We start from the raw sequence: 24,439 nt of genomic DNA, 5'->3' as shown, positions 1-24,439 counted from the left end.
TCTATGCTTAGCTTGAGCCCTCGGCAGTATGGGGGCATCAACTCGTGAGGAAACGGTATAGATGAGCAGTGTCCTGACAATCCGCGGCGGTGTGCCGCTGGCCGGCCGTGTAACCGTCCGTGGTGCGAAAAACCTTGTGCCCAAGGCCATGGTCGCGTCCCTGCTGGGAAATGAGCCTTCAGTGCTCCGGAACGTCCCGGAAATCAAGGACGTCGAGGTTGTCACCAGCCTGCTGAAACTCCACGGCGTCACCGTGGAGAAGGACCCCGTCACCGGTGACCTGACCCTGAACCCCAAGGACGCCAAGACCGCGTCCAGCACGGCGATCGACGCCCATGCAGGCGACTCCCGCATCCCGATCCTGTTCTGCGGCCCGCTGATCCACGCGATCGGTGAAGCCTTCATCCCGGACCTGGGCGGCTGCAAGATCGGTGACCGCCCCATCGACTTCCACCTGGACGTGCTGCGCCAGTTCGGCGCCGTTGTGGAAAAGCGCCCGGGCGGCATCCACATCTCGGCGCCCAAGGGCCTGCAAGGGGCCAAGATCTCCCTGCCCTACCCGTCCGTCGGCGCCACCGAGCAGGTGCTGCTGAGCGCCACCCGCGCCGAAGGCATCACTGAACTCAGCGGTGCGGCCACCGAGCCGGAGGTCATCGACCTGATCGCCGTGCTCCAGAAAATGGGCGCCATCATCAGCGTTCAGACGGACCGCACCATCCGGATCGAAGGCGTCAAGGACCTCGGGGGCTACGACCACCGGGCCCTGGCTGACCGCAACGAAGCCGCGTCCTGGGCCTCGGCTGCACTGGTAACCCGCGGCGACATTTTCGTCGAAGGCGCCTCCCAGCGCGACATGATGACGTTCCTGAACACCTACCGCAAGGTGGGTGGCGGCATGGACATCCGCGAGGACGGCATCCGTTTCTACCACCCCGGCGGCAAGCTGAGCCCGCTGGTCCTGGAAACCGACGTGCACCCCGGCTTCATGACCGACTGGCAGCAGCCGCTCGTCGTCGCTTTGACCCAGGCGGAAGGCGTGTCGATCGTCCACGAAACCGTGTACGAGAACCGCTTCGGCTTCACCGAGGCATTGAGCCGTATGGGCGCCACCATCCAGGTGCACCGCGAATGCCTGGGCAGCGTCCCGTGCCGCTTCGGCCAGCGCAACTTCCTGCATTCGGCCGTGATCTCCGGGCCGACGCCGCTGAAGGGCACCGACATCGACATCCCGGACCTGCGGGGCGGTTTCAGCCACCTCATTGCAGCCCTTGCGGCCACCGGTACCTCCCGCGTCACAGGCATCGACATCATCAACCGCGGTTATGAGCGCTTCACCGAGAAGCTGGCCGGCCTCGGCGCAGACTTCGACATCACCGAATCCAAGTAAGCGGGGGACCCTTTGAAGGAATCGGCCAAGAGCCGTGCCACGTTCGTGCTCCTTGCGGGGATCGCACGGCCGTTGATGAACATCCTGATGGCCAAGAAATGGGAAGGCACCGGGAAGCTTCCGAAGGGTGGTTTCATCGCCGCACCCAACCATTGCACCGAGATCGATCCCATCGTGATCGGCCACATGCTCTACAACCAGAAACGCCACCCGCACTTCCTCGCCAAGGCGGGGCTTTTCAAGGCCCCGATTGTCGGTTTCCTGCTGCGTGCCACGCAGCAGATTCCCGTGGAACGCTCGACGGCGGGTGCGAACCGTTCGCTGCAGTCGGCCCAGGAGGTGGTGGACGCCGGTGGCGCCATCATCATTTACCCCGAAGGCACCCTGACCCGCGACCCGGAGCTGTGGCCGATGAAGGGGCACACCGGTGCCGCCCGACTGGCCATCCAGACCGGCGCGCCGGTGGTGCCGATGGCGCATTGGGGAGCCCACGAAGTGTTCCCGAGGTACGCCAAGCGCTTCCACATTTTTCCGCGGAAAACGTCCCGTGTGCTGGTCGGTGAGCCCCTGGACCTCAGCAGCTTCGCGGGCCGGACGCTGGACCGCACCACCTTGAACGAGGCCACCGAGCTCATCATGGACGCCATCACCAAGCTCCTGGCCGAACTCCGCGGCGAAGAGCCCCCGGCTGAACGCTGGGACCCCGCGGCGCACAACCAGTCCAAGCAGGGCCGCTTCCAGGCCCGGGGCAGCGAAAAGCCCGGAAGCACAATGAAGCCCGGAAGCACGGCCAAACCGGGGGAGCTTAAGTGAGCGGCGCCGGCACCGACTGGGAACCCGCGGTCGTCGCCGTCCTGGGTGCGGGCTCGTGGGGGACCACCTTCGCCAAGGTGATCGCCGACGCAGCCACGGCCGCCGGCAAGGAACGCAACATCCGGATCTGGGGCCGCCGCCCCGAAGTGGTGGAGCAGATCAACACCCTGCACCTCAACGAGCAGTACCTGAAGGACACCCCGCTGCCCCTGTCGATCACTGCATCGACCGACGTCGCCGAGGTCCTGGACGGCGCGGAACTGGTGATCCTGGCGGTTCCCGCCCAGTCCCTGCGCCCACAGCTCAAGGAATGGAAGGAGCTCGTGGCACCCGGCGCCGTCGTGGTTTCCCTCATGAAGGGCCTGGAACTTGGCACCGATTCGCGCATGAGCCAGGTGATCGCCGAGGAACTGGACATACCTGAATGCCGCGTGGCAGTGGTCTCCGGCCCCAATCTGGCGATGGAAATCGCCCGGCAGGAGCCCACGGCCTCCGTGGTCGCCTGCAGCGACGAGGACACAGCGGCCGCGATCGCCCACTGCTGCACCGCGCCCTACTTCCGCCCGTACACCAGCACCGACGTCGTCGGGGTGGAGATCGGCGGCATCGTCAAGAACGTCATCGCCCTCGCCGTCGGAATTTGCGAAGGCAAACAGATGGGCGACAACACGAAGGCCTCGGTCATCACCCGCGGCCTGGCCGAGACCTCGCGCCTGGCCCTCGCCCTGGGCGGAGAGGCCCACACGATATCCGGCCTCGCCGGGCTCGGCGACCTCGTGGCCACTTGTTCCTCCCCGCTGTCCCGCAACCACACCGCGGGCCGGCTCCTGGGCCAGGGCCTGACCCTCGACGAGGTCACGGCCAAGATGACCCAAACGGCGGAGGGCATCAAATCCGGGTACGCTGTCAACGAGCTGGCCGTCAGCCTCGGCGTCGACATGCCGATCACCGCGGCCGTGGTGGCCGTGCTGGAAGGCAAACTTTCCGTTGATGAACTCGGGCCCCGGCTCCTTGCCCGCTCCCTGAAGTCCGAAGGCGATTACTGACTGTGACCGAAAAGACCCAGACCACCGGAACTCCCGACGGCGGCCGGCGGCCGCGCATCGCCGTGCTGTTCGGCGGCCGTTCCAGCGAGCACGCCGTGAGCTGCGTGACGGCGGCCGGAGTGATGGGGGCGATCGACAAGAGCAAGTACGACGTCATCCCGATCGGGATCGCCAAGACCGGCCAGTGGGTGCTCCCCAGCGGAGATCCGGGCCAGTGGTCGCTGAGCTCGGCGGAACTGCCGGAAGTCGCCCCCTCGGGCAAGACGGTAACCCTCGCCGAAATCGGCGGCACCCACCAGCTCGTGGTCACCGAACCCAATGCCGTCCCGCAGGAACTCGGCTCCGTTGACGTCGTCTTCCCGCTGCTGCACGGACCGTGGGGCGAGGACGGAACCATCCAGGGACTGCTGGAACTTTCGGACACCCGCTACGTAGGTGCCGGCGTGCTCGCCTCCGCCGTCGGCATGGACAAGCACTTCATGAAGGTGGTCTTCGAAGCTGCCGGGCTGAAGGTGGGGCCCTACGTGGCCGTCACCGACCGCGAATGGAGCAACGATGCCGAGGCCGTCCGCAAGCGGGTCGACCGCCTGGGTTACCCGGTGTTCGTGAAGCCGGCCCGCGCCGGATCCTCGATGGGGATTTCCAAAGTGGACTCGCTCGACGGCCTGGACGCCGCGATCGAAGAAGCCCGCCGCCATGACCTCAAGCTCGTGATCGAAGCCGGCATCACCGGCCGAGAGATCGAATGCGCCGTGCTCGAGGGGCGCGGCACCGATGCCCCGCGCACCTCCATGCCGGGCGAAATCGCCGTGACGTCGGGCGGGCACGAGTTCTACGACTTCGCCGCCAAGTACGTCGAGGACGGCGCCGCCGCCCTGAGCTGCCCGGCGGACATGCCCGAGGAAGCGATCGCCCGCGTCCGCGAGCTTGCCGCGGCGGCGTTCGACGCCGTCGGTGCGGAGGGCCTGAGCCGGGTGGACTTCTTCTATACCCCGGACGGCGAGCTCATCATCAACGAGATCAACACCATGCCCGGGTTCACCCCCAAGAGCATGTACCCGCAGATGTGGGCCGCCTCGGGCCTGCCGTACGCGGAGCTGATCGACGAACTGATCTACCTGGCCCTGAACCGCAAGACGGGCCTGCGCTAGCACACCCGAAGGCGCGTGCCGCCGTCGCGATTGCCGCTGCCGTGATTGCGGCGGTACCGCCCGGTGCGCTTGACCACCTGGTAGGGCCTACTTGCTCTTCGGGAGGTTCTGCAGGTCCTCCTGGCCCACGCAGTGGCGGACGGCCTTGATCTTGCCGGCGGCCTGGGCCAGATCGGCCAGGACTGTTGCCGAACTGATGACGTTCGGGTCCATGAGGATTTCGGTGGCGGGCTCCCGGCCGTAGGTGGTCAGCGTCCACACGGGGTTGCCCTCCTTGATCACCCAGTCGACGTCGTTGACGGTGACGCAGCGGTCGGTAGTGGGACCGGGGACGTTGACGCCGCAGCGCAGGACCACTTGGGAGGGCTCGCCCCAGGCCGCGGTGGCCTGGCTGTTCGTCTTGCGCAGCTTGGCGTCTCCGATCGCGTCCGGAAGCGCCACCATCATTGGGGCGCAGGCCGGGTTGGCGGCATCGGACGCCGCCTTGACGTCCACGGCAGCTGAGCAGGCGGACAGGGCCAGCAGCGACGCGGCCGCGGCAAGCGCCGCGATCTTCGGGGGGAAAGGTTGCGCGGACGGAAAATTCACCCCTCAAGCCTACGTGCCCCACGCGCCCGGAACGAAGCTGGGGGAAGGCTGGAAGGCCTTTTTCGCGGGGCATGGGATGATGGCGTGAACAGTTTTGCCTTGGGGAACAAAGGAACACACGGATGCACAACGACGAAATGCTGCCCGACGCTACGCAGGATGAGCAGGGGCCGCGGAAGAAGAAGTCGCACACCGCGCGGAATGTCCTGCTGGCCTTCTTGGCTGTTGTCCTGGTTGCGGGAACGATCAGCGGCGTCTACCTGGTCAACCTCGCCAACAGCTTCAACACCAAGACCCAGAAGATCGAGCACGCCTTCCCCGAGGAGTCCACCCGGCCCACCAAGCCGACCCTTCCCAACGGGGGAGAGGCCACGAACATCCTCGTGCTGGGCAGCGACTCCCGCTCCGCCTCGGTCGATACCGCGGAAAAAGGGGCCCCGTCGGACCAGCGCTCCGACTCGATGATGCTCGTCCACATCCCCGCGGACCGGAAGAACATCTTCATCACGTCCATCATGCGTGACACCTGGGTGGATATTCCGGGCCATGGCAGCGCCAAGATCAACGCGGCCATGGCCTTCGGTGGCATTCCGCTGGTGGTGCAGACCGTGGAAGGCATCCTTGATACCCGCATCGACCACGTTGCCGTGATCGACTTCGAGGGCTTCAAGTCCATGACCGACGCCCTGGGCGGGGTGGAAGTCAATGTCCCCATTGCCTTCAGCGCCCGGAACTTCGACTTCGCCAAGGGCAAGCAGGTGCTGAGCGGGGACAAGGCGCTGGTCTTCGTCCGCGAACGCTACGCCTTCGCCGACGGCGACTACCAGCGGGTGAAGAACCAGCAGCTCTTCCTGAAGGCCCTGCTGGGCAAGTTCCTGACCACAGAGACCCTCACCGACCCGGGCAAGATCAGCGCCGTGGTCGACGAGGTTTCCCCCTATGTTTCAGTGGACGAGACCCTTGATGCCGTGGCCGTGGGCAAGCTCGCCATCGAACTCCGGAACGTTCGCTCCGGCGATGTGAAGAGCTTCACACTTCCCAACAGCGGAACCGGCTGGTCTGCCGATGGCCAGTCGATTGTGGTGGCCGACCAGGCCGCGATCGACGCCCTCAAGAAGGCCCTGAAGGAGGACAAAGTGGGCGAGTACCTTAAAGCCGAAGGGATTGCCAATTAGTCCACATCAAGGACTTTGATGCGGCTTCGCGCCGCGGAGTGAATTATGCTGATCAGGATCTTATTGACTGGACCGACTGATTCGCTTTGACTAACCGGCCGGGTTCGCCAGCCGCAGCAGCGGCGGGCAGGACCTGCCGCAATCGCTGCGGGGGGCAACGATGAGGAAGTATTGCAGCGGGGCACGCAAGTGCGCCGCGGTGCTTGCGCTTGCCTTGACCCTGGGAATCCAGGCCGGCGCCGCACACGCGGAAGAGACTCCCGCCCCGATCATCGACAACACGCTCGACCCGGGGACCATCATTCCCGGACCCTCGGATCCCATCGACCTCGGCGGGACAACCGGGCCCGCTCCCGGCGATCCCGCAACGACGGATCCCGGCACGACTGATCCCGCGCCTTCCGGTTCCGAAACGAGCGGTCCGGTGACAAATCTTCCCGGAACCATCATTCCCGGCGGAGGAAGCGGGGGAACAGCCACGAATCCGGCGGAGCCCGCACCGAATCCGGCACCCCTGGCCCCGGCGTCCCCGGCGCCGTTCCCTTTCATCGTCGAGCAGCCCGCCGGGCAGCTCCAGGATCCGGGTACCGCGGAGGTCCCGGCCCTGCCGGAGACTCCGGACCCCACCGGCAGCAGCAGTACCGCCCCCGCTCCGAAGCCTGCCGCCCCCGCCAAGACCGCGGCTCCGGTGCCCATCCCCGAGCCGGTGGCGAAGACCCTCGACTCCGTGGTTTCAGTCGCCACCGGCAGCCCGTTGCACGTACAGATCATCACCGTCCTTGCCCTGCTCGGGGCCGGGTTTGCCTACTTCCGGTTCATGGGCTCCAAGTCCCGGAGGACGCCGCTCCGGAGCCATAAGTAAACCCGATGCAGACCGCCACACAAACAGGCGTTGAGCAACAGCGCTGCGGGGATACGCCGCGCCTTACTCTCGTCACCCACTCCTATTGGCCTGAGAGCAGCCCGCCGCAGCGCCGTTGGACCGCCTTCATCAAGGAGTTCGCCGCCGCCGGCTGGAACGTCGACGTCGTCGCGCCGGTTGCGCACACACCCCACGGACGCCGGGAGCTTCCCCGCGATACTGCCGGCTGGCCGATGCGCAGCCAGGAGGGCCCCAACTCGGAGCTGATCGTGCGCGTACCCTACCTGCGGCACGGTGCCTCCCACCTCGCGCGCTTCCTCGACCAGTGCTATTCGGCGGTGCTGTCCGTTCCGCTCGGCCTGCTTACCCGGCGGCCCGACGTCGTCATCGTCACCGCGCCCAGCCTCCCGACGCTCGGCGCCGGGTATGTCCTCTCCAGGTTGCGGCGGGTTCCGCTGATCGTCGAGATGCGGGACGCTTGGCCGGACCTGGCACGGGACGCCCGTCTCGTCCAGGGCAAGGTCAAGAGCCTGGCCGAACACGCCGTCGAGTTCGTGCAGCACCGGGCGGACCTGGTGGTTACCGTCACCGAAGGCTTCGCCTCTACCCTCAGGGCCCGCGGACTGGCCAACGTGGCCACTGTCAGCAACGGTGTCCGGCTGGAGCAGATCCCCACCCTGGCGCCCCCCGCGCTCGAACGGGACACCTTCGAAGTCCTGTACTTGGGCAACCATGGCAGGAGCCAGAAGCTCGACGTCGCGATCCGGGCCAGCGCCTTGGTGGGCGATTCCATGCACCTGCACATGGTGGGCAGCGGAGTGAAGCGCCGCGAGCTGGAGCAGCTTGCCCTCGAACTGGACGCGCCGGTCACCTTCCATGACCCGATGCACGGCAAGGACGTCATGGAGCGCTACGCTTCGGCGGATACCTGCCTGGTCTCCCTCAGGGATGACTGGAAATCCTTCGAGACCACGGTGCCGTCGAAGACCTACGAGGTGCTCGCCGTCGGTCGCCACGTCACCGCTGTGGTCCGCGGGGAGGCCGCCCGCATCATCGAAGACGCCGGCGCCGGTGACATCGTGGCGAGCAGCCCGGAGGCACTGGCGTCGCTGTGGACTTCGCTGGCCAAGGACAGGGGCCGGCTGATCCGTAACGGCGATGGCCGGCAATGGGTGAAGGAGCACGCCGACTACCCCTTCCTCGCCGCGCGCTACATGGACCTGATCAAGGGCGTCCTTGCCACCTCCCGGAGGCGCCGCCGATGAAAGAGCTCCTGAGTAATCTTCGCCTCGCGGCGGGGGCCGCACGCGAACACCTGGCTGATGATCCGGCCCTGCTGGCCCTCCAGGTGTCCCGGCGGATGCCGTCCCGCCTGGTGCGCACCCTCGCGAAAGCCGCGATCCGGGCCGCCGGGCCCGGTTCGTCGCGGGGACCCGTGCTGCTGGCCGGTCTGATGGCGGGCGAGGACCAGGATGTGGTCCGGCGGCTGGAAGCGGCCCTTGCGGACGCCGGCCCGTCCGCGGAGCACAGCAGGGCAATGGCCGACGTCGCGCTGGTCGCCAACCGCCCCGACCTCGCCGATTCGTTCCTCCGCCACTCAGCCGGAGCCCGCCGCCACCGCGCCGCCCAGGCGCGCCGGTTCTGGTACGACGGCGAGGTCAGTGCCGCCGTCGGGATCCTGGACGGCGCCGCCAGCGGTGCTGAACGCCGGCAGGGCCAGCGGCTCGCAGCAGAGTTGCGGCTCCTTGAAGGCTGGACGCCCACCCTTGCACCCGTGCCGTACGAGCCGCACCGCCGCAGGGTGCTGCACGTCCTGACGAACTCGCTGCCGCACACCGCCAGCGGATATGCCCAACGCTCGCATTCGGTCCTCCTGGCCCAAAAGGATGCCGGATGGGACACCATGGCGGTGACCCGGGTGGGTTATCCGGTGCAGGTGGGCAAGCTCGCCGCGCGCCACCGCGATGTTGTGGACGGCATCACTTACCAGAGGCTGCTGCCGGCCCGCCTGGCCGCGACTGTCGATGGACGCCTCCAGCAGCAGGCCGAAGCGCTGCTCGACTTGGCGCTCGACTTCCGGCCGGCGGTGCTGCATACGACCACCCACTATGTGAACGCCCTCGTCACCCGCGCGGTCGCGGAAGCACTTGGCATTCCCTGGGTCTATGAGGTCCGCGGCCAGCTTGCCGACACCTGGGCTTCCACCCGCGGACCGGAGGCGAAGAACAGCCAGCGGTACCGCCTCTTCCGGGAGCGTGAAGCGGAGGCCATGCGTTCGGCGGACCTGGTGGTGACCCTTGGCTCGGCGATGAAGGAAAACATCGTCTCCGCCGGCGTACCGGGGGAGAAGGTCCTGGTGGCGCCGAATGCGGTGGGCGGCGACTTCCTGGCTGAACCCCGGCCGGCGGCGGAGGCACGCGCGCAACTCGGCCTGGACCCGGACGCCCTGTACATCGGCACGGTCAGCAGCCTGGTGGCCTACGAAGGCCTGGACGACTTGGTCTCTGCGTTCGCGCTGCTGGCGCCGCGGCACCCGCGCCTGACGCTGCTGATAGTCGGTGACGGCGTGGCGCTGCCGGCACTGCGTGAACAGGTCCGCGCCGCCGGGCTGGACCACCGGGCGGTGTTCACCGGACGGGTTCCGCGGCACCGGGCCCACCAATACCACCAGGCCCTGGATGTGTTCGTCGTGCCCCGGAAGGACCTGTCGGTCGCCCGGGACGTGACGCCATTGAAGCCGGTGGAGGCCATGGCCTGCGCCCGTCCGGTCGTGGCCAGCCGGCTCCCCGCGCTCGGCGAGATCGTCGAGGACGGCATCACCGGATTCCTGGCGGCACCCGAAGATCCGGGCGGCCTGGCCATGCGGATCGCCGAACTCCTCGCCTCCAAGGAACTGCGGACGGCGTTCGGCGAGGCAGGGCGCAAGGCCGTCCTGGAAACGAGAACCTGGCAGGCGAACGCCAGGGCCCTGGCCTCGGCCTATGCGAATTTGATGGAGGCACTACGTTGAGCACGGAAACACCCGCGAAACCCCAGGGACCCCAGCCAACCGCGGTGGCTACCTCCGTGAACCTGCGCGGCCTGCGCCGGGTCGGGGCGCGCCCACCCCTGCTCGACTACCTGGTGTCACTGTGGGACTACCGGCATTTCGTGTACTACGACGCACAGGCACGCGTGCAGACCGGCAACGAGCAGGACAAGCTGGGCCGGGCCTGGCTCGTCCTGAGCCCGCTCCTCAACGGACTGATGTTCTACCTCATCATGGGTGTGCTCCTGAAGTCCGGGCACGGCATCGAGAACTTCGTGGCCTACCTGGTGATCGGCGTGTTCCTCTTCCAGATGTCGTCGCGTGCCATTTCGGTCTCGTCGCGGGCCATTGCGGGGAACAAGAACGTCATCCATGCCTTCCAGTTCCCGCGCGCAAGCCTGGTCCTGGCGGCCAACCTGCGGGAGCTGTTCGCCAACATCCCGGTGCTGATCACGATGCTCGTCCTGGTGATCATCCTGCCGCCCGCCGAAGAAATCTCCCTGCGCTGGCTGATGCTGGTTCCGGTGGTGGGCCTGCAGTTCCTGTTCAATCTCGGACTCGGACTGATCCTGGCGCGCCTGGTCTCCATGTTCAACGACGTGAACCAGCTGATCTCCTACGTGCTGCGCCTGTGGATGTACATGTCCTGCCTGTTCTTCTCCATCGACAAGTTCGACTCGGTGCCGTGGCTGAAGGGCGTCATGGAGTACAACCCGCTCTACAACGTGGTCCACCTGGCCCGTGAGTGTGTGCTCTACGGAAGCCTCGGCAGTTGGCGGGCGTGGGCGATCCTCGCACTCTGGTCCCTGGCGACCCTCGCCATCGGAATGGTCTTCTTCTGGAAGGGGGAGGAGTCCTATGGCCGAGAGCTCTGATCTGAACTTCATCGAAGGTACTCCGGCCGTTGTCATCGACAAGGTCAGCATGACCTACCGGACCACCAGCCGCAGCCGGGACGGATCCTCCGCGCCGGCCGTCCGCTGGAAAGGGTTCCGCTCCGCCGTCAACCGCACCAAAGCCGTGGAAGTCCCTGCGCTCAAGGAACTTTCCCTCGTGGTCGAACACGGGGAGTCGGTGGGCGTGATCGGCCGCAACGGTTCGGGCAAGAGCACGCTGCTCAAACTCGTGGGCGGCCAGGTTCCGCCCACCTCCGGTGCGGTGTACGCCACCTCGACACCCGTGATGCTCGGCGTCAACGCAGCACTGATCCCGGGGCTTTCCGGCGACCAGAACATCGTGCTCGGCTGCCTGGCCATGGGCATGACCCACCAGCAGATCGACGCCAAGTACGAGGCGATCGTGGAACTCTCCGGCCTCGAAGAGGCCATCCACATGCCCATGAAGTCCTACTCGGCGGGCATGAGCTCGCGGCTCCGGTTCGCGATCGCGGCGAGCATCGATCCTGAGATCCTCATCATCGATGAAGCCTTGAACACCGGCGACGCCCAGTTCAAGGACCGGACCCGCAAGAAGATGCTCGAACTGCTGGGCCAGGCGGGTACGGTCTTCCTGGTGAGCCACAGCATGCCCACCATCAAGGAACTGTGCAACCGGGCGATCTGGATCGACCAGGGTGAGCTGATCGCCGACGGCGACCCGGACCACATCATCAAGTGGTACCGGATGTTCACCCAGAAACTGGCCGAGGGCGATCGTTTCGCCGCCATGAAGCTCCGGCGCCGGATGATCAACGACCTGGAAGTCGCCGATGTCGCCGACCGCAATTCCCTGAGGCGGTCCCGCGCGTGAACGAAGGTATCGCTTCCCTTCGCAAGTTCCTCTGGCACCTGCGGACCGGCGGCCCCGCCCAAGCCAGGAAATGGCTTGAGCGCGAGGCCGCTGCAGCCGGGTACCGGAAGCTTGAGACGGTCCGCGGCGCCGAAGGCGCCTGGGTGGGCCGTGGCCGCCGGAAGCGGCTCAGGTTCCGGCCCGCGGAGCCCCGGCGACGGCGGGACGCAGCGGAGCCTCCCGTCAACGTGGCGGTGATCCTTGACGACTTCTCCCTGCTCGCCTTCGGCGAAGAGTGGAATTGCATCCAGTTCTCACCGCGGGACTGGGAGGCCCGGCTTTCCGGAAACCCGGTTGACCTGTTGTTCGTGGAATCCGCCTGGGCCGGGAACGGCGGACGCTGGACGGGAAAGATCTCCGGCGCCGCCAACGACTCCGCCCTGTCCGAGCTGACCTCCTGGTGCCGGGCACACGGCATCCCCTCGGTTTTCTGGAACAAGGAAGATCCGCCGCACTATGACGACTTCATCGCGGCCGCGAAACTCTTCGACGTCGTCTTCACCAGCGACTCCGGCCGGCTGGACGCCTACCGGAAAGACCTCGGCCACGACAGGGTCGACGTGCTCTCCTTCGCGGCACAGCCACGGATCCACAACCCCGTGCGGCCGCGGTACGGCTGGCACGAGCGGGACGTCGCGTTTGCCGGGATGTATTTCGCCGGGAAGTACCCGGAACGACGCGAGCAGCTCGACCTCCTGCTGTCCGCCGCCGTCGCAGCTTCGCCCTCCATGGAGACCGGCCTGGAGATCTTCGCGCGGCACGCCGGCACCGACCCGAAATACCGCTTCCCGGAAGCGTTCGAAGACCGGGTGGTGGGCTCGCTGGACTACGCGGAGATGCTCACCGCCTACAAGGCGTACAAGACCTTCCTCAATGTGAATTCCGTGGTGGATTCGCCCACCATGTGTTCCCGGCGGGTATTCGAGGTATTGGCGGCCGGTGCCAATATCGTCACCACCCCCAGCAAAGCGATCGGGAATTACTTTTCCGACGATGAAATCTTCACCGTCTCAAACCAGGCTGAAGCGGAACAACTCCTCAAAGCGCTCGCCCGGAATCCCGCATTGGGCGACCGCCAATTGCACCGGGCCCAGCGCCGGATCTGGCGCGACCACACCTACCGCGCACGCAGCAACCAGGTCCTGGCGGCCGCTGCACCGCATCTGGCCCGTCCCACGCGGCGGCCCTCCGTGTCCGCCCTGGTGTCGACCATCCGTCCGTGGCAGCTGGACCACGTCTTCCGGACCGTGTCGGACCAGCGCGACGTCGACGTCGAACTTGTGCTGCTGACGCACGGCTTCGACCTCGCGCCCGGGGAGCTTGACCGCCTCCGCAAAACGCACGGGCTGGCCGAGGTGACCCTGCTTTCCGCGGGCGCGGACAAGAGCCTGGGGGAGTGCCTCAACCAGTGCGTTTCCGCGGCCTCCGGGGACGTCTTCACCAAGATGGATGACGACGACTATTACGGGCCGGCATACCTGAGTGACCAATTGCACGCATTGGGCTTTTCGGCCGCCGACGTCGTGGGAAAACAGGCCCACTACATGTACCTGGAAGCGCCGAACGCCACGCTGCTTCGCTTCCCGGAGTGGGAGCATCGTTATACTCGAACGGTCATGGGCCCAACCATCATGGCTTCGGCCGACACGTTCCGGAGCACTCCTTTCGCTGCGCTTGGCAGCGGCGAGGACAGCCAATTCCTCAGAGATGCAGTGGCTAACGGGCTCACCGTCTATTCATCTGACCGGTTCAACTACTGTCAACAACGTGCCGGCTCAGGGCACACATGGAAGGTAAGCGATTCCGAACTGCTCGCCAGTGGTTCTTTGAAATTTTTTGGAAACTACAGGGACGAAGTCTCTGTCTAAACGGGGGTGTTTGGAATGAATACAATCGAAAACGTAGCGGTCGTCGGTCTTGGTTACATCGGTTTGCCGACTGCAGCAATTCTGGCCGGAAACGATATCCACGTCATCGGCGTTGATGTAAACCAGGGCACCGTGGACGCGGTCAACCGCGGAGAGGTGCCGTTCGTTGAACCGGACCTCGCCTCGTACGTGGCCGGCGCGGTCAGCCAGAAGAAGCTCAGCGCGTCGCTGGAAACCCCGGCAGCACAGGCGTACATCGTCGCTGTTCCCACGCCGTTCAACCCGGACCGCACCGCGGATGTCACCTACATCAAGGCCGCCGCGCGCGCCATTGCCCCGCAGCTCGTGGGCGACGAACTCGTGATCCTCGAGTCCACGTCCCCTCCCGGTACCACCCAGCTGCTGGGCGACTACCTCATCAGCCTGCGGCCCGACCTGAGCCTGGACGGTGCCGACGGCAAGCCGGCCATCCATGTGGCCCACTGCCCGGAACGCGTGCTGCCCGGCCGCATCATGGTCGAGCTCGTGACCAACGACCGCATCGTCGGCGGCCTGACGCCCAAGGCAGCCGAACTGGCACGGGCACTGTACGCCGTCTTCTGCCAGGGCGAAATCCTCGTCACCGACGCGGCAACGGCCGAGATGGCCAAGCTCGTGGAGAACTCCTACCGCGACGTCAACATCGCCTTCGCCAATGAACTCTCCGTGATCAGCGACAAGCTCGGCATCAACGTGTGGGAGCTCATCAAGCTGGCAAACCACCACCCGCGCGTCAACATCCTCCAGCCCGGCCCTGGCGTCGGCGGCCACTGCATCGCCGTGGACCCGTGGTTCATCGTGGCGGCAGCGCCCGAAGAGGCGCAGCTGATCCGCCAGGCACGCGAGACCAACGACGCCAAGCCCGAATGGGTCGTCAAGAAGGTCCTCGACGCCGTTGGTGACAAGGCTGCGCCGAAGATCGCAGTGCTTGGGCTGGCCTTCAAGGCAAACATCGATGACCTGCGCGAGTCGCCCGCCGTGGCCATCGTGGAGAAGCTGAGCGCAAAGGTCGACGGCGCGGAACTGCTGGTCGTGGAACCCCACGTCGAGAGCCTGCCCCGCCAGCTCGCCGGCCTTGCCAACGTCACCCTGGGTGACACCGCGGCCTCCATCGACGCAGCGGACGCCGTCCTCCTGCTCGTGGACCACGACGACTTCAAGGAGATCGACCGCGCGGTCCTCGGCGGCAAGGCCGTGATCGACACCCGCGGAATCTGGCAGTAGAAACGGAGGACTCGGAGACCTGTTGATGAAGCACCCTGACGAATCGGCACAGACTTCCGCTTTGCAGCTGGCGAAGCGCAGACGGTACGCGAGCGACACGGACGATTTGATCCGTGACTACGAACGCGTCGTCAAAGAAGCCAAGAGACAAGCCAGGAAGGCCGGAGACCTCGACAAGGATCTCCGGGCGATGCGCCGTGCAAGGGACGGCTTCAAAGACAGGCTCAACCGGGCCGAATCGGAAAACACGCAGCTCAAGACGACCCTTCGGAGGCTCCGGCAATCCCGGAGCCTCCGGCTCGGGCGGTCCCTGACGGCACCGTACGCCATCGCCAAGCGGGCCGCGCGAAAGCTGAAGGCGGCTGCGTCGTCGTTCCGTCCGTCGTCGTTCTTCCCGACGGCGAAGCCCGCGGCGGCCGCGAAGAACCCGGCGGCCGCGCCGTCGAAACCGGCAGTTTCGAAGCCCGCAGTTTCGAAGCCCGCACCGCGCCAGGAAGTCCCCGCCTACGAGCAGCTTCTCGCCGAGTTCCAGTCCGCTCCTTCCAAGGGGAGCCTGCTGAAACTGGTGATGCATGAGTACTTCGTCCGGGGCGACCTCGCGCTGCCCGCCTCAAGGATTTCCGCACACAGGACCCTGCTGACGGGGCTGACGGCCAAAGACAAGGAGATCCTCGACAACATCGAGGGACAGAACGCACTCCTGGAATCAGGGATCTTCGTCTCCCCGAAGCAGCCCAACCCCGGGTACCTGGTTGAACGCGGCCGGGTCCTGTACTGCGCACACAGCACCGGGCACTTCAACAGCAACGGATATTCGACCCGCACCGCCGGCCTCGTCACCGGCCTGGTGGATAACGGCGAGGACATTGTCGTCGCGGCCCGTCCGGGCTATCCGTGGGACGCACGGACCGACGTGCCTGCTCCCGGCCAGCGCAGGTTCGAACGCAAGATTGCCGGAGTCCCGCACGTCTTCAATCCGGGCCCCGACCTGTCGAAGGACCGCCTCGACCACTACCTGATGAACGCTGCGGATGTGATCGTCCGGGAAGCTCAGCGCAACCGCGTCGCTGTCATCCACGCGGCCTCCAACTACGTCACCGCGTTGCCGGCGCTCATGGCTGCCCGGCGGCTCGGGCTTCCCTTCGTCTACGAAGTGCGGGGCATCTGGGAGATCACCGAACTCTCCAACAGGCCGTGGTGGAACGAAAGCGACCGTTACCGGCTTGCGGTGAAGCTTGAAGCCCTGGTGGTCCAGGAAGCCGACCGGGTGCTGGCGATCACCCGGCAGGTCCGCGAGGAACTGATCCGCAGGGGCGCCGACGAGGCCAAGATCGAGCTGCTGCCCAACTCCGTCGACACCGATACCTTCAAGCCGATGCCGCCCAAGGCTGACCTCCGGGCCCGGCTCGGCCTCCCCGAAGACTCGATCGTTATCGGCTACACCGGCAGCCTCGTCGCCTACGAGGGCCTGCCCGACCTCCTGGAAGCCACCAGGATCCTGGTGGACCAGGGCCTGGATGTGCGCTGCGTGATCGTCGGTGACGGCACGCAACTCGGCGAACTGAAGAAGACCGCCGGGGAACTCGGTCTCGGCAAGCACGTCATTTTCACCGGACGGGTCCCGGCGAAGTCGGTCAAGGACTACGTGAGCCTTTTCGACATCATGCCCTGCCCGCGGCGGCGTTTCCCCGTCACGGAAATGGTCTCGCCCCTCAAGCCGCTCGAAGCCATGGCCAGCGGCAAGGCCGTGGTCCTGTCCGACCTTGGACCGTTGCGGGACCTTGCCGGCCAGGCCCAGGACCGTGCGCTGCTTTGCAGCCCGGGCGACCCCGCTTCCCTTGCCGCAGTCCTGCGCCGCCTGGCCGAAGACGCCCAGCTGCGGTCGGAAATGGGCCGCCGCGCCCGTCTCTGGACCATCGGGCACAGGACGTGGGCACAGGCTTCGGAAACGGCAGCGGCCACACACGCGGAGGCGCGTTCGAGCTACGGCGCCCACGACGCCGGGAAGCCACTCCAGGCCCACCGCATCGGAATCATCGCGGACCAGTTCACCACGGAAGGCCTGCTTCCCGAAGCCGGGTTCGTGGTCCTCGAGCCCGCCACCTGGCGGAGCCAGTTGGCGGCGAACCCCATCGATGCCTTGTTCGTCGAGTCCGCCTGGGAAGGCGTCGGCGGCCTGTGGCGGCAGAAGGTCGGGTTCTATGGCGATGAGCCTTTTGCCGTGCTGCGAGATCTGCTGCGTTACTGCAACGCCAATGCGGTGCCCACGGTCTTCTGGAACAAGGAAGACCCTGTGCATTTCAACCGCTTCAGGGTCACGGCCAAGTACTTCGACCACGTGTTCACCACCGACGCCGAATGCATCCCGAAGTACCTCGAAAGCGCCGGCCGCCGGCTGAAGACTGTGGCTTCGCTGCCTTTCTACGCGCAGCCGCGCCTTCACAACCCGCTGCCGGCGGAGCGGCCCTACGAGCACTCCGTCGCCTACGCGGGTTCCTACTACGGCGAGAAGTACCCGAAGCGGTCCACCGAGCTCGCGCGCCTGCTCGGTGCTGCACGGAACTTCGGCCTGGCGATCTACGACCGCCAGCACCTCAACCCTGACAGCCCTTACCGTTTCCCGGCCGAGCTGGCGGGCTACGTCCGCGGCGGCCTGGCTTACGGGGACATGGTGGATGCGTACAAGGCGCACCCGGTGCACATCAACGTCAACTCGGTGGACGCTTCGCCCACCATGTTCTCCCGGCGGGTCATGGAAGTCGCGGCCTCCGGCGGTGCCGTGGTCAGCGGCACGGGCCGGGGTGTCCGCGAAGTCCTCAACGGCCTGGTGCCGGTGGTTTCCAGCAAGGACGAAGCCGAACTCATCATCGAAGAGTGGATGGGCAACGAAGCAGTCAGGCTGCGCGATGCCTGGCTGGCGTACCGCTATGTCCACCGCGGGCACACGGCCGGCCACCGACTGGCCTTCGCCCTCCGCACGGCCGGCCTGGTGGTCCGCGCACCGGAGCTTCCGTCCTACGCCGTCTTCCTCCCCGAGGCCACGGCCGAGCAGCGGGCCAGGGTGGACGCGCAGACCGTCCAGCCGCGCACTGTCTACGCCCCGTCCGGTTCCGCCGGCGTCAGCGCCGCCGTCGACATCGAGGACGCCCGCAGGAAGGCGGCCGAACAAGGCATCGGCTTCCTCGGCACCCTGCCGGGCGACACCGCAGACCGGACCGCCTTCGAAGACCTCCTTACCGCCACCACGTTCGGTGACTGGAACCGGATCGGCTACGGCGAAAGCGGCCTCGAAACCAAGGGCCTCGGCCTTGTCCAGCCCGGCGCCGGGAACCCGCAGTTGCCCGCGCTCACAGCCACCGGCAACGCGGGCGGGGACGGGAGCGGAGATGCGGCACTGACCGTGCGCAGGACCCTGCTCCGCAGCGAACGCCCGGCGGTGGTCGACGACCCGGCCCCCAGGAAGCAGACGGTCCTGGTCGCCGGCCACGACCTGAAGTTCGCCGGCGGCATCGTCGAGGAACTCAAGCACCGCGGACACACCGTCGTCTTCGACCAGTGGCGGGACCACAACAAGCACGATCCTCAGCAGAGCGAAGCGCTGCTGAAGAGTGCCGACGTCGTCTTCTGCGAATGGGGACTCGGCAACGCCCTGTGGTACTCGAAGAACAAGCTTCCGCATCAGCGGCTGGTGCTGCGGGTCCACTCCCAGGAGATCTTCCGCCCGTACCTCAAGGACGTCGCCTTCAGCGCCGTCGATTCGGTGGTCTTCGTCGGCCGGCACATCGCGGACATCGCCGTACGGGACCACAACGTGCCTTCCAAGAAGGCGCTGATCGTGCCGAACCCGGTGAATCCGGCCGGTGAGGAGCAGGCCAAGGACGACGACCATCGATTCCACCTCGGCCTGGTGGGGATCGTTCCGGCCCAGAAGCACCTGGACAGGGCGCTGGATGTGCTCAAGGCGCTCCGGGCCAAGGACAACCGCTACAGGCTCTTCGTCAAGGGCAAGCGGCCCGAGGAATTCGCCTGGATGGCCAAACGGCCCGAGGAAATGCGCTTCTACGAGGAGCAGTACGCGCGGATCGCGGAAGACCCGGACCTGGCCGGCGGCGTCACCTTCGACCCCCACGGCAACGACATGGCGGAGTGGTACGCGAAGATCGGCGTGGTCCTGTCCGTGAGCGACTTCGAATCATTCCACCTGACCCTTGCCGACGGTGCCATGAACGGCGCCGTACCGGCCAGCCTCGCCTGGCCCGGTGCCGACCAGATCTACCCGACGTCGTGGCTCGCCGCGAGCGTCGACGAAATGGTGCAGCACATCGAGGACAAGACCGCTTCGCCGGAAGACTGGCGCGCCAACGCGGCCGAGGCACAGGCCTTCGTCCAGCAGCGTTTCAGCAAGGACGAGGTACTCGCAGCCCTGTGCGCCCGGATCCTGGGGGCGCCGGTGCGGACGGATGGCGGTCAGTAGTTTGGTGTTGCTCCACAGTTCTGCCCGGGACCTGCTCGCGGCCTCGTTCCGGGGTGCGGCGGACGCCGCGTCCGGGTTCCACGGCCAAAGCCCGAGCCTGGCGGAGTTGCCGCCCGGCGGACCCGCGGGATTCGTCCTTGAAGGCGACGCCGGTTCCGGCGGCCCCTGGGACCTCCGGGTGGGCATCCCCGAAGGGGTGAGGGTTGTCGCCCACGGGCACAGCGCGGCGTTCTGGTCGGACGAGGTGCAGTTCGGCGAACTGCACCTCGAATGCGCGACGCCGGCCCGGCTGGCCGTTGAGGCAGGTCCCGGTGGACAGCGGCTTGCCCTGTCCGGCGACGGGGGCGGCGTGCGGGTCCGCCTGCACCTGGACGGCTTCCTGCTGAAGGACCGCGGCATCGGGCGCCCGGGCATGAACTGGCTCCGGCACGATTCCGGGCGCTCCTTCAACTACCTCTTGGACCGGGCCGAAAGTGCGGAGCGTCCCGACGGGGCATCGGCAGGCAAGCTCCTGGTGGTTTTCTCGGCCATCGGCGCCGAATACGACTTCACCTTCAACTACCGGGCATCCCTGGAACAGAGCCGCCTGTCCAAGGCCTTCATCATGGACGACTTCGGCCGGCAAGGGTCCTACTACTGGATGGACCACGGCGACGACTCGATCTTCCACGAGACCCAGGGCCTGCTCGGCACGCTCGTCGAAGAGCTCGGCGTTTCGCTTGCAGACGTCATGTTCGCTGGCTCCTCAAAAGGCGCCACCGCGGCCCTGCTGCACGGCGTGACCCTCGGAGTCGGGAAGGTCGTCCTGGGTGCGCCCCAGTACCGGGTGGGGGACTACTTGTTCCACGCTGCCCCGCAGATCCTGGACTTCATGACGGGCGGGGCCACGGAGGAGCACCGGCGGTTCCTCAATGACAAGGCCAGGGGCATCCTGGCCAACGGGCACCGCACCACCGCCATCCGCGTGGCGGTTGGTTCCGCGGACCACCACTTGGCCTCCCACGTGGAACCGCTCCTGGACGACGCCCGCGCTGCCGGTTACGAACCCGCGAGCCTGGTGCTGCCCGGCCTGCCCCACAGCGAGATCGGCCAGGTCTTCAAACACTTGTTGTCCGCCGAAGTCGCCGACTTCGAACAGGGCAGCGGGCAGGAGCCGTTGCCCTACGCGTTGACCCGCCAACCCGGGTCGGTCACCCTCCAATGCTGGCCCGGTAACGGAGAAACCCTCGCGGTCCACCTGTTCGGCAAAGCCGGCATCCTCGAACAGCGTCCGCCGAGCGGTGACACGGACTTCACCTTCCCGTTGTCCGACGACGAAGGGCAGGTGCGTGCGCGGGTCTTCCGCCGGTCTGTTCCAGGGGCCACCGTCCGTGCCTTCACCACGCATTGGGTTTAGCTCCGTCCGGACAGGAGAATTGTGGAATTGGAACGTGGAACCCTGGGTCGGCGGCGCTTCGTGGCGCTCGCCGGGCTGGGCACGGTGGCCGCTCTTTCGGCTAGCGGGTGCACGCCGTCGGACGACGCAGGCCCGCAGCCCGTCCCGGGCAACGCGTCCATGCTCGATGCCTTCCTCGCCCGCCGCGGCGGGCCGATCGGCACCGACGGCCAGTCGGCGATCGCGTTCCGCTGCGACCACCACCTGAACAAGTTCGTCAGCAATGTGCTGCCCCTGCACCGGAAGTACTCGATTCCGGTGACGATCGCGGCCTTGTCGCAGATGGCCGCCGTCGAACGCGGACCGAACGGCAGCGACTCGGTGACGTTTGCTCAGCTCCAGCAGTACGCGCTGGAGAACGGGTTTGAGATCGGAAACCACAGTGCCACCCACCGCGACGCGGATTCCGAGCCGCGGCTGCGCGCGGAGATCGTGGACTCCCGCCGCTCCTTGGCGCAATCCCTGCCGAAGCTGCCCATTGAACTGTTCATCCCGCCCGGAGTCGGCGGTACGAACTACATGGGATTCAACGGCGGAGCGACCCTGCAAGCGTTCTCGGAAAATCCGGCGGGGCGGCTCATCATGGAGGAGCACGCCCTGTCGACCGGAACCATCCGGGGCTTTTGGTCGATGACGGGCGAACCCCTGTCGAACCTGGGCCGGGGCCACATCCCCTTCGAGAGCCTCGACGCGATAAGCCGCGGACGGGGCTACGTCCAGCTCGCCCGACGCCAGCGGCAGGGCGCCTGCTTCATGTACCACCCCAGCGGCCTCAACGCGGCCGAACTCACCGCCCTCGAAGGGTTCTTCGAATGGTGCGCGTCGGAACGCGATGCCGGGCGCCTTGAGATCCTCACCGTCGGCGGGCTGATGACCGCGCGGATCGACAGCGCGGACCGGCACGACCTGCTGACAGCTCCCGGGGTAGGCGGACCCGCCTGGGACGGCTGGAACGTTCCGGACGAGCAATGGACCCTGCTTCAGGAAGACGGCCAGGACTTCGCGCGCAGCCGCACGCCCACCGCCGTCCTGGGGAGGGACATTCCGCTCGACGGGCACGCCGGCTCGCCGCGGCAGTTGCGCGTCTCCCTGCGCTCCCTCCGAGGCTGCCGCGTGCGGCTGCGCGTGTTCGACGCCGGCTCTGCAGCGGGCCTGAACGTCACCAAGGACGTGGTGCTGCAGGGCTCGCCCGGTTTCGTTCCCGTCCGCCAGTACCTCACACTGCCCTTGACGGGCACGGACACCCTCCGCCTCAGCATCACCGCGACCGCAGTCGGGGGTGATCTTGATGTCCGGCAACCCGAACTCCTCGCCGCCTGAGCAGGTGCCCGCATCCAAGGGGCTCCTGCGCAGGACGGTGCTGTCGCTCGGCATTGCCCTGGGCGCCGGGACCGCGCTCACCCGCTCCACCGCCGGGCCCGGGCCCGGCCGCGCGGCCGCGGATCCCAATTCCGTGGACCAGCCATCAGCCGACCCCGGGTCCGTCCTCGACGCTCCTGCCCAGCGGCCAGGTCCCTCGATGCCCACGAAGTCCCTTGAAACCGCGCACGGCAAGGCAGTCGCTTTGACCACCAGGATGGCGAAACCCAGTGCGCCGCTCCGCCGTTACCGGAACGTGTTCAAGGGTGACCCGGATGTCACCGCAGAATTCTTCCGGACCGGGCAGGGCGTCCTGAAGATCGCGGCTTCCGCGGCGGGCCTGAGCGGTCAGTTGCAGATCCTCGACGCCGCCACCGGCGTCAGGGAGAAACAGATCAACCCGTTCCCCGGCAATGGCGGCGGTGTCGGGGCAACAGTGTATGACGCCGCACGTGCCACGCTGTTCGCCTTCGGGGCCGAAAACATCGTCCAGCGGGTATCTTCCGCCGGGATGGTCTCCACCGGGTACAGCACGGCGAAGGGGACAACCAACGCATCCTTCGCCGTGGCTACGGATTCAAAGGGACGCATCTGGAACGGCAACTACCCCTCCGGCAACGCCACGCGCTACGACCCGGCCAGCGGAGCCACCCTCAACACCGGCCGGCTCCGCGCCGACACCCAGTACGTCCGCTCCCTGGCCATCGACTCCTCGGACACGGTCTACGCGGGGACGGGGGCCAGTAATCCGGCCATCTTCAGTTGGGACACTGACACCCCAGGGAACGTTCGCGAGATTCCGTTGCCCTGGCGGACCCCCACCGGTTTCGTTCGGCGCATCGAAGCCCACGGCGACCTCCTCTTTGTGTACGTCGTCGGGCCGGACGGGAAGACGATCTTCAGCGTGTACCGGACGTCAACGGGCACTTGGCTGACGCCCCCATGGAGATGGCTGCCGTCCGGAATGGTCACTGCCTCTTCCGGCGACAACGCCGACGTCTACGCAGTCTGGAGCGGCGCGGGTTCGCACCGGCTGATGCGTATTGACGCCCGGACGCTCGATGCGGCCTTCGTGTGCCTCGTTCCGGGGCCGCCCGAGGCGATGGAATTCGAGGCGTCCGGCAGCCAGGGCTACCTGAACCTGCTGTGCGGAAGCGGCAAGGGTTTCCGGGTTGCCAGGATTTCCCTCGACAACGGGAACAGCGTCCGTGACGTGCCGGCCGAGCTCGCCCCGCGCATCTTCAAGCTGCAAACCCTCATCGCCCCCGCGGGCAACAAAGTCTACTTCGGCGGCTACCTCGGAGATGGGATCGGCAGCCTCGACCCCGTTACGCGCCGGACCTGGCGCTCTACCCCCGCGGCGGGCATCCGGCAGATCGAAGGGATGCTGGCCTACAACGCCAGGACGCTCTACATCGGTTCCTATACCGGCGGGGTCATTTTCCGCTTCAACCCCGCCACCGGGTCCGTCAAGAAGCTCATCGAACTGCGGGACAAGTACCTGCAATCACGGCCCATCGCGTGGACGACGGCAGGGGGCCGCGTCGTCGCCGGTACCATCCCGGACTATGGCCGCAGCGGCGGCGCCCTGGTCCTCATCGACCCGGCGGACGACTCGACCCGCGTGATCGTGGATCCGGTCCCGGGGCAGTCCATCCTGGGATTGGTCGGAGACGGCGACGTCGTCTACGGCACCACCGGAATCAAGGGCGGCCACGGCGCACCCAACGATGCCACCCCCGCCCATGTCTTCGCCTGGAACGTCGCGCAGGGGAGGATGCTGTGGAAGCAGGCCCTGCCGGGCGAAGTGGAGATCAACAGCCCCCTCCTGGTGAGCGGCGCGCTCTACGTGAGCACCAGTAACGGGGTGGTCCAGATGGGCAAGGCCGACGGAACGCCGCTGGCCACGTACCGGCTTCTTGAGCGCTGGGCGGCCGCGAAATACCGCACGAGCAGCATCGAAGCACTCCCGGGGCACAACCGGATCGTGCACCTGTGCGGCGGCACAGTGACCTTGCTGGATCTCGGCCGAAAGACACGTACTGAGCTCCTGCGGGGTACCTACTCGGATCTAGCCGTCTCCAAGCAGAACAAACTGCTCCTCGTCGACAACGGCACAGACATCGTCGAGGTGGCTGTCGGCGCCTGAGGGCCGCGCAGGCCGGGCCGGTTCCCCTGCCCGGCCCGGGTACCCCTCTCCCA

At 66.8% G+C, this 24,439-nt stretch carries 17 protein-coding genes; 16 read left to right on the top strand and 1 reads right to left on the bottom strand.

What is annotated here, in order from left to right; all coding sequences use genetic code 11:
- Positions 1–61 precede the first annotated feature (61 nt).
- From murA to DWV11_RS10455, 4 genes are read left to right on the top strand one after another with little or no spacing between them, the layout of a single operon-like run.
- A complete protein-coding gene (gene murA / locus DWV11_RS10470; protein WP_115788807.1) occupies positions 62–1,387 on the top strand; it encodes a UDP-N-acetylglucosamine 1-carboxyvinyltransferase in 1,326 nt (441 codons plus the stop codon).
- A 12-nt stretch (positions 1,388–1,399) separates the two neighbouring features.
- Positions 1,400–2,200: a lysophospholipid acyltransferase family protein gene (locus tag DWV11_RS10465; RefSeq protein WP_115788806.1), complete on the top strand. Its 801-nt coding sequence runs from the start codon at positions 1,400–1,402 to the stop codon at positions 2,198–2,200.
- Entirely contained in the window at positions 2,197–3,246 is a 1,050-nt protein-coding gene (locus DWV11_RS10460) for an NAD(P)H-dependent glycerol-3-phosphate dehydrogenase (protein WP_115788805.1), read from the top strand. Before DWV11_RS10465 ends, DWV11_RS10460 begins: the two co-directional genes overlap by 4 nt.
- Before the next feature lie 2 nt (positions 3,247–3,248).
- Positions 3,249–4,397 carry a D-alanine--D-alanine ligase family protein gene (locus tag DWV11_RS10455; RefSeq protein WP_115788804.1) on the top strand — a complete coding sequence of 383 codons (1,149 nt, stop codon included), beginning with the start codon at positions 3,249–3,251 and terminating at the stop codon, positions 4,395–4,397.
- A gap of 87 nt (positions 4,398–4,484) precedes the next feature.
- On the opposite strand, the gene DWV11_RS10450 is transcribed toward DWV11_RS10455, so the two are convergent.
- Positions 4,485–4,949, bottom strand: coding sequence for a DUF3515 domain-containing protein (locus DWV11_RS10450; protein ID WP_115788843.1), 465 nt, complete (start codon positions 4,947–4,949; stop codon positions 4,485–4,487).
- A 158-nt stretch (positions 4,950–5,107) separates the two neighbouring features.
- Between DWV11_RS10450 and DWV11_RS10445 the strand changes: the two genes are divergently transcribed.
- The 12 genes from DWV11_RS10445 to DWV11_RS10390 all read left to right on the top strand — a co-directional run bounded on the left by DWV11_RS10445 (position 5,108) and on the right by DWV11_RS10390 (position 24,386).
- The gene (locus DWV11_RS10445) at positions 5,108–6,160 is read left to right on the top strand and encodes an LCP family protein (RefSeq protein WP_245953545.1); all 1,053 of its coding nucleotides are present in this window, start codon (positions 5,108–5,110) and stop codon (positions 6,158–6,160) included.
- A gap of 160 nt (positions 6,161–6,320) precedes the next feature.
- Positions 6,321–7,022 carry a hypothetical protein gene (locus DWV11_RS10440; protein ID WP_136017896.1) on the top strand — a complete coding sequence of 234 codons (702 nt, stop codon included), beginning with the start codon at positions 6,321–6,323 and terminating at the stop codon, positions 7,020–7,022.
- Positions 7,023–7,027: 5 nt separating this feature from the next.
- Positions 7,028–8,287, top strand: a complete 1,260-nt coding sequence (locus DWV11_RS10435; RefSeq protein WP_115788802.1) for a glycosyltransferase family 4 protein — start codon at positions 7,028–7,030, stop codon at positions 8,285–8,287.
- Positions 8,284–10,032, top strand: a complete 1,749-nt coding sequence (locus DWV11_RS10430) for a glycosyltransferase family 4 protein (protein ID WP_115788801.1) — start codon at positions 8,284–8,286, stop codon at positions 10,030–10,032. Before DWV11_RS10435 ends, DWV11_RS10430 begins: the two co-directional genes overlap by 4 nt.
- Positions 10,033–10,076: 44 nt before the next feature.
- A complete protein-coding gene (locus tag DWV11_RS10425) occupies positions 10,077–10,925 on the top strand; it encodes an ABC transporter permease (protein ID WP_245953544.1) in 849 nt (282 codons plus the stop codon).
- Positions 10,909–11,799, top strand: coding sequence for an ABC transporter ATP-binding protein (locus tag DWV11_RS10420; RefSeq protein WP_115788799.1), 891 nt, complete (start codon positions 10,909–10,911; stop codon positions 11,797–11,799). Before DWV11_RS10425 ends, DWV11_RS10420 begins: the two co-directional genes overlap by 17 nt.
- Positions 11,796–13,706, top strand: coding sequence for a glycosyltransferase family protein (locus DWV11_RS10415; protein WP_115788798.1), 1,911 nt, complete (start codon positions 11,796–11,798; stop codon positions 13,704–13,706). Before DWV11_RS10420 ends, DWV11_RS10415 begins: the two co-directional genes overlap by 4 nt.
- Before the next feature lie 15 nt (positions 13,707–13,721).
- On the top strand, positions 13,722–14,969 hold the full coding sequence (wecC, locus tag DWV11_RS10410; protein ID WP_115788841.1) for a UDP-N-acetyl-D-mannosamine dehydrogenase: 1,248 nt from the start codon (positions 13,722–13,724) through the stop codon (positions 14,967–14,969).
- Between the two features lie 25 nt (positions 14,970–14,994).
- Positions 14,995–19,443, top strand: coding sequence for a glycosyltransferase (locus DWV11_RS10405; protein ID WP_115788797.1), 4,449 nt, complete (start codon positions 14,995–14,997; stop codon positions 19,441–19,443).
- Positions 19,444–19,447: 4 nt separating this feature from the next.
- Positions 19,448–20,839, top strand: a complete 1,392-nt coding sequence (locus DWV11_RS10400) for a hypothetical protein (RefSeq protein WP_136017895.1) — start codon at positions 19,448–19,450, stop codon at positions 20,837–20,839.
- A gap of 21 nt (positions 20,840–20,860) precedes the next feature.
- Positions 20,861–22,198, top strand: coding sequence for a polysaccharide deacetylase family protein (locus DWV11_RS10395; RefSeq protein WP_115788795.1), 1,338 nt, complete (start codon positions 20,861–20,863; stop codon positions 22,196–22,198).
- On the top strand, positions 22,167–24,386 hold the full coding sequence (locus DWV11_RS10390) for an outer membrane protein assembly factor BamB family protein (protein WP_115788794.1): 2,220 nt from the start codon (positions 22,167–22,169) through the stop codon (positions 24,384–24,386). Before DWV11_RS10395 ends, DWV11_RS10390 begins: the two co-directional genes overlap by 32 nt.
- Positions 24,387–24,439 lie beyond the last annotated feature (53 nt).

The sequence above is a fragment of the Arthrobacter silvisoli genome, assembly GCF_003369445.1.
Classification (GTDB): Bacteria; Actinomycetota; Actinomycetes; order Actinomycetales; family Micrococcaceae; genus Arthrobacter; species Arthrobacter silvisoli.
The sequence above is the reverse complement of the archived record's forward strand: the minus strand, read 5'-3'. Positions and strand labels throughout refer to the sequence as shown.